The 17166-nt window shown below is 45.3% G+C and carries 16 protein-coding genes and 1 tRNA gene; all 17 read right to left on the minus strand.

Features of this window, described 5'->3' with window-relative positions; translation table 11 throughout:
• Positions 1–14 precede the first annotated feature (14 nt).
• Positions 15–1919, minus strand: coding sequence for a threonine--tRNA ligase (gene thrS / locus LG219_RS03505; protein WP_226763147.1), 1905 nt, complete (start codon positions 1917–1919; stop codon positions 15–17).
• Positions 1920–2086: 167 nt separating this feature from the next.
• Positions 2087–2163, minus strand: a tRNA-Val gene (locus LG219_RS03510).
• 63 nt (positions 2164–2226) lie between these two features.
• The gene (locus tag LG219_RS03515; protein ID WP_308444065.1) at positions 2227–2568 is read right to left on the minus strand and encodes a DUF2818 family protein; all 342 of its coding nucleotides are present in this window, start codon (positions 2566–2568) and stop codon (positions 2227–2229) included.
• Positions 2531–3991, minus strand: a complete 1461-nt coding sequence (gene nuoN / locus LG219_RS03520; protein ID WP_226763149.1) for an NADH-quinone oxidoreductase subunit NuoN — start codon at positions 3989–3991, stop codon at positions 2531–2533. Before nuoN ends, LG219_RS03515 begins: the two co-directional genes overlap by 38 nt.
• A gap of 28 nt (positions 3992–4019) precedes the next feature.
• Complete coding sequence (locus LG219_RS03525) at positions 4020–5525, minus strand: NADH-quinone oxidoreductase subunit M (protein ID WP_226763150.1); 1506 nt, start codon at positions 5523–5525, stop codon at positions 4020–4022.
• A gap of 60 nt (positions 5526–5585) precedes the next feature.
• The gene (gene nuoL / locus LG219_RS03530; RefSeq protein ID WP_226763151.1) at positions 5586–7625 is read right to left on the minus strand and encodes an NADH-quinone oxidoreductase subunit L; all 2040 of its coding nucleotides are present in this window, start codon (positions 7623–7625) and stop codon (positions 5586–5588) included.
• A gap of 32 nt (positions 7626–7657) precedes the next feature.
• Positions 7658–7963, minus strand: coding sequence for an NADH-quinone oxidoreductase subunit NuoK (gene nuoK, locus LG219_RS03535; protein WP_226763152.1), 306 nt, complete (start codon positions 7961–7963; stop codon positions 7658–7660).
• Positions 7964–7993: 30 nt separating this feature from the next.
• Complete coding sequence (locus tag LG219_RS03540) at positions 7994–8629, minus strand: NADH-quinone oxidoreductase subunit J (RefSeq protein WP_226763153.1); 636 nt, start codon at positions 8627–8629, stop codon at positions 7994–7996.
• A 9-nt stretch (positions 8630–8638) separates the two neighbouring features.
• A complete protein-coding gene (gene nuoI / locus LG219_RS03545) occupies positions 8639–9130 on the minus strand; it encodes an NADH-quinone oxidoreductase subunit NuoI (protein WP_173533770.1) in 492 nt (163 codons plus the stop codon).
• 18 nt (positions 9131–9148) lie between these two features.
• Positions 9149–10192: an NADH-quinone oxidoreductase subunit NuoH gene (nuoH, locus tag LG219_RS03550; RefSeq protein ID WP_226763154.1), complete on the minus strand. Its 1044-nt coding sequence runs from the start codon at positions 10190–10192 to the stop codon at positions 9149–9151.
• A 10-nt stretch (positions 10193–10202) separates the two neighbouring features.
• Positions 10203–12527, minus strand: a complete 2325-nt coding sequence (gene nuoG, locus LG219_RS03555) for an NADH-quinone oxidoreductase subunit NuoG (RefSeq protein ID WP_226763155.1) — start codon at positions 12525–12527, stop codon at positions 10203–10205.
• Positions 12528–12588: 61 nt separating this feature from the next.
• On the minus strand, positions 12589–13875 hold the full coding sequence (gene nuoF, locus LG219_RS03560) for an NADH-quinone oxidoreductase subunit NuoF (protein WP_203564289.1): 1287 nt from the start codon (positions 13873–13875) through the stop codon (positions 12589–12591).
• Entirely contained in the window at positions 13875–14363 is a 489-nt protein-coding gene (nuoE, locus tag LG219_RS03565; protein WP_226763156.1) for an NADH-quinone oxidoreductase subunit NuoE, read from the minus strand. Before nuoE ends, nuoF begins: the two co-directional genes overlap by 1 nt.
• Positions 14363–15619, minus strand: a complete 1257-nt coding sequence (locus tag LG219_RS03570; RefSeq protein ID WP_226763157.1) for an NADH-quinone oxidoreductase subunit D — start codon at positions 15617–15619, stop codon at positions 14363–14365. Before LG219_RS03570 ends, nuoE begins: the two co-directional genes overlap by 1 nt.
• Complete coding sequence (locus tag LG219_RS03575) at positions 15609–16184, minus strand: NADH-quinone oxidoreductase subunit C (protein ID WP_250647140.1); 576 nt, start codon at positions 16182–16184, stop codon at positions 15609–15611. Before LG219_RS03575 ends, LG219_RS03570 begins: the two co-directional genes overlap by 11 nt.
• A 32-nt stretch (positions 16185–16216) precedes the next feature.
• On the minus strand, positions 16217–16687 hold the full coding sequence (locus tag LG219_RS03580) for a NuoB/complex I 20 kDa subunit family protein (RefSeq protein WP_226763159.1): 471 nt from the start codon (positions 16685–16687) through the stop codon (positions 16217–16219).
• A gap of 5 nt (positions 16688–16692) precedes the next feature.
• Entirely contained in the window at positions 16693–17061 is a 369-nt protein-coding gene (gene ndhC / locus LG219_RS03585; protein ID WP_173533762.1) for an NADH-quinone oxidoreductase subunit A, read from the minus strand.
• Positions 17062–17166 lie beyond the last annotated feature (105 nt).

Below are 17166 nucleotides of genomic sequence, written 5' to 3' on the forward strand. Positions count from 1 at the left end.
TGCACCTGCAAGCGTTAAACCTTAGGCAAATCAGCTTTTACCAGCGCAATCAGCGCTTCCACTGTCATTTGCCCTAAGTCTTCACCACTGCGGTTACGCACGGCCACCAAACCTGCTTCACGTTCCTTATCCCCTACAATGAGCTGATAAGGAAGACGTTGCAAGCTATGTTCGCGGATTTTATAGGTAATCTTCTCATTTCTCAAGTCCACTGATGCACGAAGTCCGCTTTGATTCAATAAATCAGCCGTTTTTTGCGCATATTCACGTTGAGACTCAGAAATATTCATCACCACCAGCTGTACTGGCGCTAACCAAGCAGGGAACGCACCCGCATGGTTTTCGATCAAAATACCAATAAAACGCTCTAAAGAGCCCAGCACAGCGCGATGCAACATAATCGGGTGATGCTTGGCATTATCCTCACCAACATACTCAGCACCTAAGCGCTCTGGCAAGTTGGGGTCGATTTGCAAAGTACCACATTGCCACAATCGGCCCAAGCAATCCTTTAATGTAAATTCAATTTTAGGACCGTAAAATGCGCCTTCACCAGGCAGGTACTCAAAGGCCAGGCCTTTTGAGTCTAAAGCAGCAGCCAAAGCCGCCTCTGCGCGATCCCAAGACGCCTCAGTACCAATGCGTTTTTCAGGTCGAGTTGAAAGCTTAACCAAAATATCATCAAAGCCAAAGTCAGCATAAACTTCTTTGAGCAAATCAATAAATGCAGCTGCTTCTTGCTGAACTTGATCTTCAGTACAGAAAATATGCGCATCATCTTGCACAAAACCACGCACCCGCATAATGCCATGCAAAGAGCCTGAGGGTTCATTGCGATGGCAAGAACCAAACTCAGCATAGCGCAACGGCAAATCACGGTACGAACGCAAACCTTGATTAAAGACTTGTACGTGACCAGGACAATTCATCGGTTTAATCGCGTAGTCGCGCTTTTCGGACTCGGTAGTAAACATGCCGTCGTGATAATTTTCCCAATGCCCTGATTTTTCCCACAAAGTACGATCCATCACCATCGGCGTACGAATTTCTTGATAACCATGGCGATTTAATTTAGCACGCATGTACTGCTCAATAATTTGCCAAAGCGTCCAACCTTTAGGATGCCAAAATACCATACCCGGCGCTTCATCTTGCATATGAAATAAATCAAGCAATTTACCTAATTTGCGATGATCACGCTTCTCCGCCTCCTCAAGCATATGGAGGTATTGCGCCAGATCTTCCTTCTTAGCAAAGGCTGTGCCATATACCCGTGTCAGCATTTCATTTTTACTATCACCGCGCCAATAAGCACCGGCCACTTTCATCAACTTAAATACTTTGAGCTTTCCGGTTGATGGCACGTGAGGCCCACGGCAAAGATCAGTAAAATCCCCCTCGCGATACAAGCTCAACACTTGATCCGCAGGAATAGATTCAATAATTTCAGCCTTGTAGTTTTCGCCAATGCCCTTGAAATAAGCAATCGCATCATCGCGACTTAACTCATAACGCTCAACTTGAATATCTTTTTTGACCAACTCGGTCATTTTCTTTTCAATTGCAGCCAAATCATCCAACGTAAATGGACGCTCATAGGCAAAGTCATAATAAAAGCCGTTTTCAATCACAGGACCAATAGTAACTTGTGCGGTTGGATAAAGCTGCTTCACAGCATATGCCAACAAATGCGCAGTTGAGTGGCGAATGACCTCAAGCCCTTCTGCGTCTTTATCCGTAATGATATTGAGCGACGCGTCTTGCGCCATCACATAACGCGTATCAACCAATTGACCATTGACCTTACCAGCCAGTGCCGCGCGAGCCAAACCGGGGGAAATGCTATGGGCCACATCATATACAGATACTGCTGCATCATATTGACGCACTGAACCATCGGGAAGTGTAATCGCTGGCATATTCATCGCCTAAATCAGTTACTCGGCAAGCCGAGACAATATTCATTCAAAAAAATCAAAAAAAAAGTGCGGCCTAGCCGCACTTTTATATCCAATCTACGTACGGCTACCCAACTATAAAACAGGGTGTCGTGGTAACTAACTGCATAGATTTGATCTCGAATTATTGGTAGGCACGATTGGATTCGAACCAACTACCTCTTCCATGTCAAGGAAGCGCTCTAACCAGATGAGCTACGCGCCTAAAGAAGCAACATAATAAATATCATTTAACGTTTTGGCAAGCAAAGAACCATATTATTTATGACTAAATGCCTGGTTTTCGCCAAAAATAGCGCCAAACAAAGCCCGGCCAAGCAAAAACCACAAACAGCGCAAAGGTGCTCACATAAAACGGCCAGTTTTGCGAATGGACCGGACTGATACGCGACTCAAAAAAATAAGCAAAGCCAGCCAATAAAGCATAAAGAACACCAAGCTCCAATAGACGCAAGCTAAAGGGCTTAGTAGCAGCCTTCATTTTCCAAAAACAAAACATTTTTTCAGAAAAAAAAGGCAGGTTAGCTGCCAAAGCAGCCAACCCAACAATTAACAAAAAATTTTGCATTACATTAGTGAGGTAGCGAAGTAAATGATTGTGACACAGCATCAGAAAGTAAGTTCATCAAACCGTCAGGCATAAACCCAAGCACGAGAAGTAACAAACAATTGATCGACAATACGAGCTTGGCATCATTCCCAGCAATCAATGGCGATGAATCAACAGCATCATCAAAGTACATTACTTTAACAATGCGTAGATAATAAAACGCACCAATCAGAGAAAATACCACCGCAATCACAGCCAACGGAACCAAGCCCATATCCACAACAACTTTCAAGATGGCTAACTTAGCAAAGAAGCCCAAGAAAATAGGAATGCCAGCCATAGAAAACATGGTAAACAACATCATTGCAGCAAACCACGGGCTACGCTGATTTAAGCCTTTTAAATCATCAATTTGATCCGCCTCAAAACCTTGCCGAGACAGCAGCATAATGATACCAAACGCTGCAGCACTCATTAATATATAGGAAACGATATAGAAAAATGACGCCGAATAACCTAAAGGGTTAGCGACCAACAGACCCAACAAGACAAAGCCCATATGCGAAATGGTTGAATAACCAAGCATCCGTTTAATGTTGGTTTGAGAGATGGCCGTAATATTACCTAAGCCCATCGACAATACCGCCAACACCATCAGCATGCCACGCCAATCAGGCGCAAAGCCCTCTAAAGCCTGCGCTAAAATACGCAAAGAAAACACAAACACAGCCGCTTTTGGTGCAGACGCAATGAGTTGCGTAATCGGCGTTGGCGCCCCTTGATAAACATCAGGAACCCACATATGAAATGGGACAGCGCCAAACTTAAAGCCCAAGCCCGTAACAATAAATACGATGGCAAAAACAGCCAATAGATTATTTGCTTGACCTGCTTGAATTGCATGCGACACGGCAAAAATATCGAGTGAACCGGTAGAGCCATACAACATCGATACACCATACAACAGCATACCCGAAGCCAAAGCACCCAAAACGAAGTATTTCATCGCAGCTTCTGTCGAGGCAAATGACTCACGGTTTAAAGCCACCAAGGCATACACCGACAAAGACATTAATTCTAGGCCTACATACAACGCCAAGAAATTGACCGATGACGCCATCACCATCATTCCCAATAATGAGAACAAGGTCAGGGTAAATAACTCACCACGAAATAACCCACGAGCCATTGCATAGCTACGACCATAGATCAGCACTAAAGCCACACCGACAATCATTGCCAACTTAGCAAAATCTGCAATTGGATCTACCAAATACAAGCCATTAAATGCGAAACGCAAATGCGGTTCATGCCCCATGAGCACCAAAGCGAAAGTGATCGCCAAAGTAGCCAAGGTCATTACATAAGTCAGATGCCGTTTAGCATCACTAATAAAAAGGTCAAGCAAAAGAATGGCGCAAGTTGCACACAGAAGGAAAATTTCTGGTGCCGCCACCCATGCATTAAGACTGGTCCAGGTCATGGTTCTAGCCTATTTCTTATAATAAGGATTAATTAAGCTTGGTCTGTGAAGCTTGCCAAATCAGATCATTCACTGACTGGTGCATCACCTCGGTAAACGGTGCTGGATATAAACCCATTCCTAAAACTGCGATGGCTAACACCGCTAGAATTAAAAATTCACGTTTATTGACATCCTTAAGCTCAGCAACATTTTGATTTGCAACTTCGCCAAAAATCACGCGCTTATACATCCAAAGTGTGTACGCTGCGCCAAAAATCAGCGTCGTTGCACCAGCCAACGCGTACCAGAAATTAATCTGAACCGCACCCAGCACGACCATAAACTCACCAACAAAACCAGATGTAGCAGGCAAGCCGGAATTGGCCATAGCAAACAGCATCATGAACGAGGCGAAAATTGGCATTTTATTCGCAACACCACCATAATCGGCGATTTTCCGGCTATGTACACGGTCGTACATCACACCGATACAAAAGAACATCGCAGCAGAAACAAAGCCGTGTGAAATCATCTGGACTAAAGCGCCTTCAACGGCCCAAGAGTTTAATTCACGACCACTTACTCCACCAAACATAAAGAAGCCGAGCGTTACAAACCCCATATGAGAGATCGATGAGTAAGCAACCAACTTCTTCATGTCAGTCTGAACCAAAGCCACCATACCGATGTATACGACTGCAACCAGTGATAGCGCAACCATTAGCCACGCATACTCCCGTGAAGCATCAGGCAGAATCGGCAATACAAACCGCAAGAAACCATAAGCCCCCAGCTTCAAAGTAATGGCAGCTAATACCATCGAACCACCTGTTGGTGCTTCAACGTGAGCATCTGGCAACCAAGTATGCACTGGCCACATTGGCACTTTCACCGCAAAGGCAAAAAAGAATGCAATCAGCAGCATGGTTTGCGCGCCCATTGTCAACGGCAAGCGTTGGAATGCAGCAATCTCAAAACTACCACCGCTTTGATAATACAAATAAACAAACGCGACCAAGGTCAACAAAGAGCCAAGCAAGGTATACAAGAAGAACTTAACCGATGCATACACACGACGAGCACCACCCCAGACACCAATAATCAAGTACATTGGGATCAGCATGGCCTCAAAGAAGGCGTAAAACAAAATGGCATCCATGGCCGCAAATGCGCCATTGATCAAGCCAGACATGATCAAAAATGCAGCCATGTATTGCGCCACACGCTTTTGAATCACTTGCCAGCCAGCCAATACCACCAATAAAGTGGTAAAACTATTCAAAATCACAAACAGCATAGATAAACCATCTACGCCGAGGTGATAATTAATATTCAAGCTTTCAACCCACGGCTTCATTTCCGTGAATTGCATGCCACCGTGAAACGTATCAAAGCCAGTGTAAAGCGGAATCGTAACCAAAAAAGAAACCAAAGCGCCCATCAGCGCCAGCCAGCGCGCTGCAGGAGCATTTTTATCGCTACCCGTAGCAAGCACAATCAAACCTGCCACAATGGGCAGCCAGATTGCAAGGCTGAGGAGATTACCCGTCATATTTAACCTACTTATTATGTATTAAATCTGTCGTCATCAAAAAAAGCGAAACAACACCAATCACGGCAAAGTGAGTACGCCACCCAACCACCAAGTCATCAGCAGCAAGGCGCCAATAATCATTGCAAAAGCGTAATGGTAGATGTATCCAGTTTGCAGGCGACGAATAAGACCGGAAAACACGCCAACAAGCTTTGCAGTTCCATTCACCAACAGACCATCAATCAGCAATGTATCACCCACTTTCCAAAGCACCGTACCCAGCGCACGGGCACCTGCAGTAAATACATTGATATACAAATGATCCATGTAATACTTTTCTTCAAGCAGTTTTCTAACACCAATTGCAGTAAAGAATCGATCACATGCTGCAGGAAGTTGTGGTGCCTTCATATAGAACAACCATGCAGTGGCAACACCAGCAAAAGCCAACCAAAATGGCAATGTGACAAACGCATGAGTGGCCATACCCATCGCATCATGCGCATGGTGAACCACTGCTTCCATTGCTGGATGAGCCTCAAGATTAACCGTCAACACATCTTTAAAGAACTCACCGGCTAACATCGGGCTGATTGCGATATAACCCACAAGTACCGAAGGAATTGCCAGCAAAATCAATGGCAACGTAACAACCCATGGCGACTCGTGCGGCTTGTCATTCGGTCCCAAGCCATGATGATGGTCGTGATCATCATGGGCATCATGGCCATGGTGCGTATCTTTCTTTTGCATCCACTGCTCTTTGCCGTGGAAAACCAAGAAATACATCCGGAATGAATAAAATGCCGTAACAAACACGCCTGCGACAACAGCAAAATACGCAAACCCAGCGCCAGGTAATTTAGAAGCTTCAACCGCAAGAATAATTGAATCTTTTGAATAGAAACCCGAGAAAAATGGAGTCCCAATCAAAGCCAAAGAACCAATCAACGACGTGATCCACGTAATCGGCATGTATTTGCGCAAGCCACCCATATTGCGGATATTTTGATCATGATGCATCCCCATAATCACCGACCCCGCGGCAAGGAAGAGCAACGCCTTAAAGAAAGCGTGCGTCATCAAGTGCATCAATGCTACTGAATATGCAGACACACCCAATGCCACCGTCATATAGCCCAGCTGCGACAAAGTCGAATATGCAACAACTCGCTTAATGTCGTTTTGGATAATCCCAAGGAAACCCATAAATAGCGCGGTAATCGCCCCAATCACCAACACAAAATTGAGCGCGGTATCTGACATCTCAAACAACGGCGACATCCGTGAAACCATAAAGATACCGGCAGTCACCATTGTTGCTGCATGGATCAATGCTGAAATTGGTGTTGGGCCTTCCATTGAATCAGGCAACCAAACATGCAAAGGAAATTGCGCTGATTTACCCATTGCGCCAATAAACAGCAAGATGCAAGTCACAGTCATCAATGACCATGGCGTACCAGCAAACAAGCTAATCGTCGCATCTTTAAGTTCAGGCGCTTTTGCAAACACTTCGGCGTAATCGAGTGTACCAAAATGAGCCAATACCAAACCAATCCCAAGCAAGAAACCTAAGTCTCCGACACGGTTAACCAAAAAGGCCTTCAAGTTTGCAAATGTTGCAGTTGGGCGTTTAAACCAAAAACCGATCAACAAGTACGACACCAAGCCCACCGCTTCCCAGCCAAAAAACAGCTGTACGAAGTTATTACTCATCACGAGCATTAACATCGAGAAGGTAAACAATGAGATATAACTAAAAAAGCGCTGATAACCAGGGTCATCTTGCATATAGCCAATCGTGTAGATATGCACCATCAGCGATACAAAGGTGACAACACACATCATCATTGCAGTGAGGTTATCGACTAAAAAGCCGATATTCAAATCCACGCCATTGACTGATAGCCATGTGTAGAGATTGCCATTAAACGAGTCGCCGCCATTGAGCAAATAATTTAAGGTGTAGGCCGACAAAGCAAACGATGCTGCAACGCCTGCAATCGTTGCAATATGTGCCGCTCGACGGCTAATCGCCCAGCCAAACAAACCAGCGATTAGCGAACCCAATAATGGCGCTAGCGGTATAAGCAAATAAATCGATTTCATATCCATTGGTATTCTTGTCCGATTCTATGTTGTCCGGTTTAACCCTTCAGGCTATCCAAATCTTCGACGTTGATCGACCGTAAATTACGGAAGAGCACCACCAAGATAGCGAGGCCAATAGCCGATTCGGCTGCAGCAACGGTTAGGATAAAGAAGACGAAAATCTGGCCACCGGTATCGCCTAAAAACTGCGAAAACGCGATGAAATTCATATTCACGGACAACAGCATCAATTCGATTGCCATTAGCAATACGATTAGATTTTTGCGGTTCATGAAAATGCCAAACACGCTGGTCGCAAACATAATTGCGCCCAGTACAAGGTAATGAGTCAGTGTAAGCACATATCCTCCCTAAACTCTTATCTAGGCCAATTAGGCTGCAGGTTGATCGGTAGACTGGGCATCACTTGCCGAATCTTTTGGCTCAGACGCCATTTTTACAATCCGTAAGCGATCGTCGCGTTTTACACGAACTTGCTCACCTGGATTGATATACTTGGTATTCTTGCGCTTGCGTAATGTCAGTGCAATCGCCGCAATCATCCCAACCAGCAGCAACACGGCCGACAACTGGAACGGTAAGAAATACTGGGTATAAATTAACATACCCAATGTTTCAGCTGAAGCCGTATTAAAACTTGGCTCAAGCAAGCGGGACTCATCAATTTGCGCTGCGCGATGTGACAGAATCATCACCATTTCAATCAACATAATGATTGCAACGGTGCCTGCCACCGGTAAAAACTTCCAAAAGCTCTTGCGTAACGCTTCGAAGTTAATATCCAGCATCATCACCACAAACAAGAACAACACCATTACCGCACCGACATAAATCACAATCAGTGAAACGGCTAAGAACTCAGCTTTAATCAGCATCCACAATACGGCGCTATTAAAGAACGACAAGACCAAATAGAGCACGGCATGGACTGGATTCTTAGCTGTAATCACACGAAATGCGGCAAAAATCAGCACTGCCGCAAAGACATAAAAAAGCGCTAAAGTCATATTTTATTCCTAGCGATACTTAGCATCAGCAGCTTTGCGTTCAGCGATTTCAGCTTCGTATTTATCACCGACTGCCAACAACATTGGCTTGGTGTAATACAAATCGCCACGTTTTTCACCGTGATATTCATAAATATGCGTTTCTACAATCGCATCAACCGGACAGGCTTCTTCACAAAAACCGCAAAAAATACACTTAGTCAGGTCAATATCATAACGGCTGGTACGACGAGTTTTATCGTCAGGACGCGCCTCTGATTCAATCGTAATCGCCATAGCCGGGCAAACCGCTTCACACAATTTGCAAGCAATACAACGCTCTTCGCCATTGGCGTAGCGGCGCTGGGCATGTAAACCACGAAAACGCGGGCTATACGGTGTTTTTTCCTCAGGAAATTGCACTGTAATCTTCCGCTGGAAAAAGTGACGGCCCGTTAACAACAAGCCCTTCACCAATTCAACCAGCAAGAAGGTTTTAAAGAAATATAAAATTTTATCCATGGCGTAAGTCCTTTTCCATTACCAGATCGACCAAGGGGTCTGCATCCAAGCACCCACCAAGACAATCCAAACCAAAGTTACTGGAATAAAGATCTTCCAACCTAGGCGCATTAATTGATCGTAACGATAGCGCGGAAATGTTGCGCGGAACCACAAGAAGCAGAACAGCAAGAATGCAACTTTCAACACCCACCACAGCGGGCTCGCCGCGCCAAGCACAGGAATCGACGCAGGGAATGGTGATAACCAGCCACCCAAGAACATCACCGAAGCCATGGCTGAAATCAAAATCATATTGGCGTATTCAGCCAAGAAGAACAGTGCAAAACCCATGCCTGAATACTCAACCATGTGTCCAGCAACAATCTCAGACTCACCTTCAGTCACGTCAAATGGTGCACGGTTAGTTTCAGCAACACCCGCGATGAAATACACAACAAACAGTGGTAACAGCGGGATCAGATTCCAAGATAAAATCGAACCACCAGCCACGCCCTGACCTTGCTGCTCAACAATTGCGGTGAGGTTCAAACTACCTGAAACCATAATCACGCCAACCAGCGCAAAACCCATTGCCAACTCGTAAGAGATCACTTGAGCAGCTGCACGCATACCACCCAAGAAAGCATATTTCGAATTAGACGCCCATCCTGCCAAGATCACACCGTAAACACCCATTGAAGTAATAGCCATCACGTAGAGCAAACCTACGTTGACATCAGCCAATACATACCCAGGGTAAAACGGTACAACCGCCCATGCGCCTAGCGCAGGAACCAATACCATGATGGGTGCTAAAAAGAACAGCTTCTTATCAGCAGCGCTAGGTGCAATAATTTCTTTTAACAATAGCTTTACGCCATCAGCAACCGGTTGCAGCAAACCGAAAGGACCAACCCGATTAGGGCCAATCCGAATTTGCATAAAACCGATTACTTTGCGCTCTGCCAGCGTTAAATAAGCCACAGCTCCCATAATGGGCGCCACAATCAAAACAATCTTGAGTAGCGTCCAAACGACAAAAGCAATGTCATAACCCAAATAACTTTGTAGAAATTCCATGTTTTGCCCCTTAAGCCTTCAGCACTTCAACAGCGCCAACCATATCACCCAAATTACGAGTTAATGGATGCGAAGCAGCAACGCGAATTACATCGTCAAGTAAGCCATCATCGAGCGCCACCAACAATGTGGCGCTGCCCTGTTCTTGCTGAACAATGGCTTGACCATCAACCGCCAAGCCCAATTTAGCCAGCGTCGCAGTATTTGCACGTAAAGTACTGGCGAGCACAGCGTCTTGAGTGGCTTGTAAACTTGGTGCACGGCGAACGATAGAATCAACCTGATACAAAGGCACTTCGCCTAAGCGAACCAAGCCTTGTGCAGCTTGTGCACGCACAGCGTGCTTACTCACTACGGCATTACTTAAACGTGGCGCAATTTCACCTGCCATGGCTTCATCACGGATTTCTTCTGATGAATTGTATTCAAAACCAGAGAATCCAAATAAATTACCTAGGACACGGAATACTTTCCAAGCCGGACGGGTCTCACCCAATGGACGCACTACACCATTAAAGCTTTGCGCTTTTCCTTCCATATTCACGAACGTTCCTGATGTTTCGCTAAATGGAGAAATTGGCAAAATCACATCGGCATAGTCCATTGCACAGCTTTGAAATGGCGACATCACAACCACCATCTCGGCATTTTTTGCTGCGGCCAAAGCATGAGCACCGTTGTGTGCATCATATTCAGGCTCAACACCTAAAAATACATAGGCTTTTTTAGCAGCAGCCAATGATCCTGCACCAAACACATCCGCACCAAGATCCGCACCCACCAATTGCGCACCAACACTATTGGCCGCCATCGCTGGAACACCTAATGTCGCACCGGTCAGCAATGCTAACGCAGTGGCAGCAGTATAAATTTCTGCATAACGCGCATTCGTTTGAGCCACATTACCCAATAAAATGGCGGTTTTGGCTTTGCCATCAAAACTCAAAGCAATTACACGTGCCGCATCAGAAACTTGCACACTAGACAAATCAATATCATTCGGTACTGGCAACGATTTCAATTCAACAAATGCTTGAATCACTTGCAACAAGCCTTCAACCAATTGGTCAGGGCGGACAACAACTTCGCCAACCAGTTTGGTCAACATTTCATCTGAGTGCGCATTGACAGCCGACAGCTGCAAACCTTTTTTCACCGATTGACGTAAACGTTGTGCCAACAATGGCTGCTCTTTACGCAATGTGGAACCCACTAACAAAATGGCTTCATTTTGTGACAGCTCAAGCAAAGATTGCCCTAACCATTGAGCACCTTGCGTTTTTAGCGAGAAATCAGCACTACGTGCAAACGCCTGCACCGACTCCACGCCCAAACCAGCCATCACTTTGCGTAACGCAAATAACTCTTCAACTGTAGAGTTGGGCGACGCAACAGCAGCAACACTATTTGTGCCATGCTCCGCAATCACTTGCTTTAAGCCATTAGCAACATATTCAAGTGCAGTTTGCCAATCGGTTTCTTGCCAAACACCGCCTTGCTTGAGCATCGGCTTGGTCAGGCGCTCTTCAGAATTTAATGCTTCATATGAATAACGATCGCGATCCGATAACCAGCACTCATTGATCGCTTCATTGTCCAACGGCAAAACACGCATTACTTTGTTGTTCTTAACTTGTACGATCAAGTTAGAACCCAAGCCATCGTGTGCACTCACAGATTTACGGCGAGACAATTCCCATGTGCGCGCAGTGTAACGGAATGGTTTACTAGTTAAAGCACCAACCGGACATAGATCGATCACATTGCCGGAAATCTCTGAATTCACTGTTTTGCCAATAAATGGCATAACTTCGGTAAATTCTCCACGATTGGCCATACCCAATTCTTGGAAACCGGCGATTTCTTCAGTGAAACGAACGCAACGACTGCAATGAATGCAGCGCGTCATATCCGTTGAAATCAAAGGCCCAAGATCTTTATTGGCAACGACACGCTTTTCTTCTGCATACTCAGAGCCCGTTTGGCCATAGCCAACAGCCAGATCTTGCAAAGAGCATTCACCGCCTTGATCACAAATTGGACAATCCAATGGATGATTAATCAGCAAAAATTCCATTACCCCTTTCTGTGCGGTAACCGCTTGATCAGAATGGGTCCAAACTTTCATGCCATCAGTAACAGGTGTTGCACAGGCCGGCAAAGGCTTAGGTGCTTTTTCAACCTGGACTAGACACATACGGCAGCTTGCGGCAATTGAGAGTTTCTTGTGATAGCAAAAATGTGGAATGTGCACACCAATTGAATTGGCTGCGTCCATCACAGTGCTACCACCAGGGACTGTCAATTTTTTACCGTCGATTTCGATTTCCAACATGCTCGACTCGATTCAAAGGCAATAATTCAAAAGAAAACTCGACTAATTTCAGACGAACCAATTACAAAGGCTTGGATGACTGAGATTGATTAATCAAATCCTCGAATTCATGGCGGAAGTGTTTCAACATTCCACGCACAGGGAAAACTGCAGCATCACCTAACGCACAAATTGTGCGGCCAGCGATGTTATCACCAACACGCGATAGCAAATCGAGGTCTTCCATACGACCTTCGCCATGCGCGATGCGATGCACCACACGATACAACCAACCAGTACCTTCACGGCAAGGCGTACATTGACCACATGATTCTTCGTGATAGAAATACGACAACCGCTCTAGTGCGCTCACCATACTGACTGTTTCATCCATCACAATCACGGCACCAGAGCCCAGCATCGAGCCTGCTTTAGCAATAGAATCGTAATCCATCGTACATTGCATCATGATGTCAGCAGGTAATACGGGTGCAGACGAGCCCCCAGGAATCACCGCTTTCAATTTCTTGCCATCACGCATGCCGCCACACATTTCCAATAATTCAGAAAATGGCGTGCCGAGTGGGATCTCATAATTACCCGGACGATTAACATGACCAGAAACCGAGAATAATTTAGTGCCACCGTTATTAGGTTTACCTAGCTCAAGGAATTTCTGACCGCCTTCGCGGATAATGTAAGGTACCGAGGCAAACGTCTCAGTATTATTGATCGTAGTTGGCTTGCCATAGAGACCATAAGAAGCAGGGAAAGGTGGCTTAAAGCGCGGCTGTCCTTTTTTGCCTTCTAATGATTCAAGCAATGCAGTTTCTTCACCACAGATATAGGCACCATAGCCATGATGCGCATGCAGCTGGAAACTAAAGTCAGAGCCTAAAATGTTATCGCCTAAAAAGCCTGCAGCACGCGCTTGCTCAAGTGCGATTTCAAAACGCTCATAGGCTTCAAAGATTTCGCCATGGATATAGTTATACCCAACAGAAATACCCATAGCGTAAGCACCAATAATCATGCCTTCAATCAAAGCATGTGGGTTATACACTTGAATATCGAGATCTTTAAAGGTACCAGGCTCACCTTCATCGGTATTGCATACCAAATATTTTTGGCCTGGAAAACTGCGCGGCATGAAAGACCACTTCAGCCCCGTAGGGAAACCTGCACCGCCACGGCCGCGCAAACCTGAAGTTTTCATCTCAGCAATGACTTCATCTTGAGTGATTTTGTCATTAATAATTTTTTTCAACGCCGCATAACCGCCACGCTTAACATATTCGTCAAGATGCCAGCAATTTGGATCTTCAAATTCGACGCCCTCGAACACGACGCCTTTTACATAGACGGTCATTATTCGAGCTCCGCCAGTTTTTTATCAATGGCCTCTGGCGTCATGTGATTACACATGCTGTGGTTATTCACCAACATTACAGGTGCATAACCACAGGCTCCCATGCATTCACCTTCTTTCAAAGTGAATTTTCCATCGGCAGTTGTTTCGTTAAAACCAATACCCAGCTTTTGCTTCAAATAATTAGCCGTGGTATAGCCCCCTGACAAAGCACAGGGCAGATTAGTACAAACCGTCAGCTTGTACTTACCAACCGGCTTCATGTCGTACATATTATAAAAAGTAGCGACTTCATAAGCGGCTAGCGGTGCAATATTTAAATAAATCGCAATCGCTTCAACCAACTCATTCGATAAAGAGCGCTTTTCAACTTGAGCAATTCGCAACGCGCCCATCACAGCAGAGCGAGATTGTTCTGCTGGATATTTAGCCACTTCACGATCAATTTGCTCAATTGAATCTACTGACAGAAGATTGTGTAAAGACATTAGCGATCAATCTCCCCAAATACGATATCTTGCGTACCAATAATTGCAACAACGTCAGAAATCATATGCCCGCGTGACATTTCATCTAAAGCAGATAAATGAACATAACCAGGCGCTCTAATTTTCATTCGGTATGGTTTATTTGCGCCATCGGAAACCATATAAATACCAAACTCACCTTTCGGATGCTCAATGGCGGCATACGCCTCACCTTCAGGTACATGCATACCTTCAGTAAACAATTTAAAGTGGTGAATCAAGTCTTCCATATTCGACTTCATCCCTTCTCTCGAAGGTGGCGCGACTTTATGATTAGTCGTAATGACCGGACCTGGATTTTCTTTCAACCATTGCACGCACTGCTTAATGATGCGGTTTGATTGACGCATTTCTTCAACACGGACCAAATAACGATCGTAGCAATCACCGTTTTTGCCGACAGGGATATCAAAATCCATCTTGTCGTAGACTTCATACGGTTGTTTTTTACGCAAGTCCCATTCCACACCGGAACCACGCAACATCGCACCAGTAAAGCCCAATGCCAATGCACGCTCAGGGGAAACAACACCGATACCTACCGTACGTTGTTTCCAAATACGATTGTCTGTTAGTAGCGTTTCGTACTCATCAACATATTTCGGGAATCGATTAGTAAAGTCTTCGATAAAATCAAGCAAGCTGCCTTCACGATTCGAATTCATACGCTTGATTGCAGCAGCATTGCGAATTTTTGAAGCTTCATACTTTGGCATTTCATCTGGCAAGTCGCGATAAACGCCGCCCGGGCGATAATATGCCGCATGCATACGCGCACCAGAAACAGCTTCGTAACAATCCATTAAGTCTTCACGCTCACGGAAAGCGTAAAGGAAAATAGTCATTGCGCCACAATCAATACCATGTGCACCAATCCACAACAAATGATTCAAAATCCGCGTAATTTCATCAAACATAACGCGAATATATTGAGCCCGAATTGGCACATCCAAATTGAGTAGTTTCTCAATCGCCATACAGTAGGCATGCTCATTGGACATCATTGACACATAGTCAAGACGATCCATATAAGGCAGAGACTGGATATAGGTTTTACTTTCGGCTAATTTTTCTGTGCCGCGATGCAAAAGGCCAATGTGCGGATCAGCACGCTCAACCACTTCACCATCCAACTCGAGCACCAAACGCAATACACCATGCGCTGCTGGATGTTGTGGACCAAAATTTAATGTGTAATTACGGATTTCAGCTGCCACCGTAGTTCTCCTCGCGGATAATGCGCGGTGTTATTTCACGCGGCTCGATGGTTACGGGCTGATAGATTACACGTGCCTGTTCAGCGTCATAACGCATTTCAACAAAGCCAGACAGTGGAAAATCTTTACGGAATGGATGACCAACAAAGCCGTAATCTGTCAGCAAGCGTCGCAGGTCCGGATGGCCTTGATAAATGATGCCGTATAAGTCGAACGACTCACGCTCAAACCAATTGATCGCAGGCCAAACATCAACCACGGAATTAACCACGGGAAAGGCATCATCAATACTAAACACCCTTACACGTAAGCGCACATTGTATTTGTAAGAAAGAAAATGATAAACCGTCGCAAAGCGAGCGCCCTCCCATACCCCATCTTTATACGTACTATAATCAACACCACAGGCATCAATTAATTGCTCAAATTGCAACAGTGCATCATCGCGTAGCAATAAAGCCACCTCAGACCACTCGCTTGCCGGTACTTCTAGCGTCACTTCATCCAGGGCGTTTTTTAGAGAAGCAATTTTTGCCTCACCTAAAACAGTCCGCAGACTATCCATGAGCGTTTCTAGCTTATTCGCCACAGTTCACCTCACGAGCGCGCAATGGTATTGGTACGCTTAATCTTGTTTTGCAACTGAATAATGCCGTACAAGAGCGCTTCAGCTGTCGGAGGACAGCCAGGAACATAAATATCTACTGGAACAATGCGATCACAACCACGCACAACAGAATACGAGTAATGGTAATACCCCCCTCCATTGGCACAGGACCCCATCGAAATAACCCAGCGAGGCTCTGGCATCTGATCGTAAACTTTACGTAAAGCAGGTGCCATTTTATTACACAAGGTCCCCGCAACAATCATTAAGTCCGATTGCCGTGGAGAAGGTCGAAACACAACACCAAAGCGATCCAAATCATAACGTGCAGCACCTGCGTGCATCATCTCAACAGCACAGCAAGCCAAACCAAATGTCATTGGCCACAAAGAGCCCGTACGAGCACTATTGATGACCATATCCACCGTGGTGGTAACAAAACCTTTTTCTTGCGATTCCATTTGTCTCACTCCCACTCTAGAGCGCCCTTCATCCATTCGTAGACGAAGCCGACCACCAGAATGGCCAAGAAAATCATCATCGACAAAAAGCCGAACATTCCCAGTTCTTTAAGCACAACGGCCCAAGGAACTAAAAATGCAACTTCCAAATCAAACAAGATAAACAAAATGGCCACCAAGTAATAACGCACATCAAATTGCATACGTGCATCTTCGAATGCTTCAAAACCACATTCGTAAGGTGAATTTTTTGCCGTATCTGGCCGAGCCGTTCCCAAAACCTTACTCACCCCGTAGCCGAGCACCAGTGGAACAACACCCACGAGTAAACCAACCAACAGAAAAAGCAGGATGGGGAAATAGTTTTGCAGCATGAAAATCCCCAGTTCAGAGTATTACAAAAATGCTAGACAGCTTATTGTTATTTTTATTACATAGAAACGCTGGGATTTCCCAGCGTATTTGAAGCTCCAAGTCAG

Source organism: Deefgea salmonis (genome assembly GCF_020531905.1).
Lineage (GTDB): Bacteria > Pseudomonadota > Gammaproteobacteria > Burkholderiales > Chitinibacteraceae > Deefgea > Deefgea salmonis.

Coding starts and splice junctions, on each gene's coding strand:
- thrS (WP_226763147.1), bottom strand. CDS start 1,919: ATGCCAGCGATTACACTTCCCGATGGTTCAGTGCGTCAATATGATGCA.
- LG219_RS03515 (WP_308444065.1), bottom strand. CDS start 2,568: ATGCTGTGTCACAATCATTTACTTCGCTACCTCACTAATGTAATGCAA.
- nuoN (WP_226763149.1), bottom strand. CDS start 3,991: ATGACCTGGACCAGTCTTAATGCATGGGTGGCGGCACCAGAAATTTTC.
- LG219_RS03525 (WP_226763150.1), bottom strand. CDS start 5,525: ATGACGGGTAATCTCCTCAGCCTTGCAATCTGGCTGCCCATTGTGGCA.
- nuoL (WP_226763151.1), bottom strand. CDS start 7,625: ATGGATATGAAATCGATTTATTTGCTTATACCGCTAGCGCCATTATTG.
- LG219_RS03540 (WP_226763153.1), bottom strand. CDS start 8,629: ATGACTTTAGCGCTTTTTTATGTCTTTGCGGCAGTGCTGATTTTTGCC.
- nuoI (WP_173533770.1), bottom strand. CDS start 9,130: ATGGATAAAATTTTATATTTCTTTAAAACCTTCTTGCTGGTTGAATTG.
- nuoH (WP_226763154.1), bottom strand. CDS start 10,192: ATGGAATTTCTACAAAGTTATTTGGGTTATGACATTGCTTTTGTCGTT.
- nuoG (WP_226763155.1), bottom strand. CDS start 12,527: ATGTTGGAAATCGAAATCGACGGTAAAAAATTGACAGTCCCTGGTGGT.
- nuoF (WP_203564289.1), bottom strand. CDS start 13,875: ATGACCGTCTATGTAAAAGGCGTCGTGTTCGAGGGCGTCGAATTTGAA.
- nuoE (WP_226763156.1), bottom strand. CDS start 14,363: ATGTCTTTACACAATCTTCTGTCAGTAGATTCAATTGAGCAAATTGAT.
- LG219_RS03575 (WP_250647140.1), bottom strand. CDS start 16,184: ATGGATAGTCTGCGGACTGTTTTAGGTGAGGCAAAAATTGCTTCTCTA.
- LG219_RS03580 (WP_226763159.1), bottom strand. CDS start 16,687: ATGGAATCGCAAGAAAAAGGTTTTGTTACCACCACGGTGGATATGGTC.
- ndhC (WP_173533762.1), bottom strand. CDS start 17,061: ATGCTGCAAAACTATTTCCCCATCCTGCTTTTTCTGTTGGTTGGTTTA.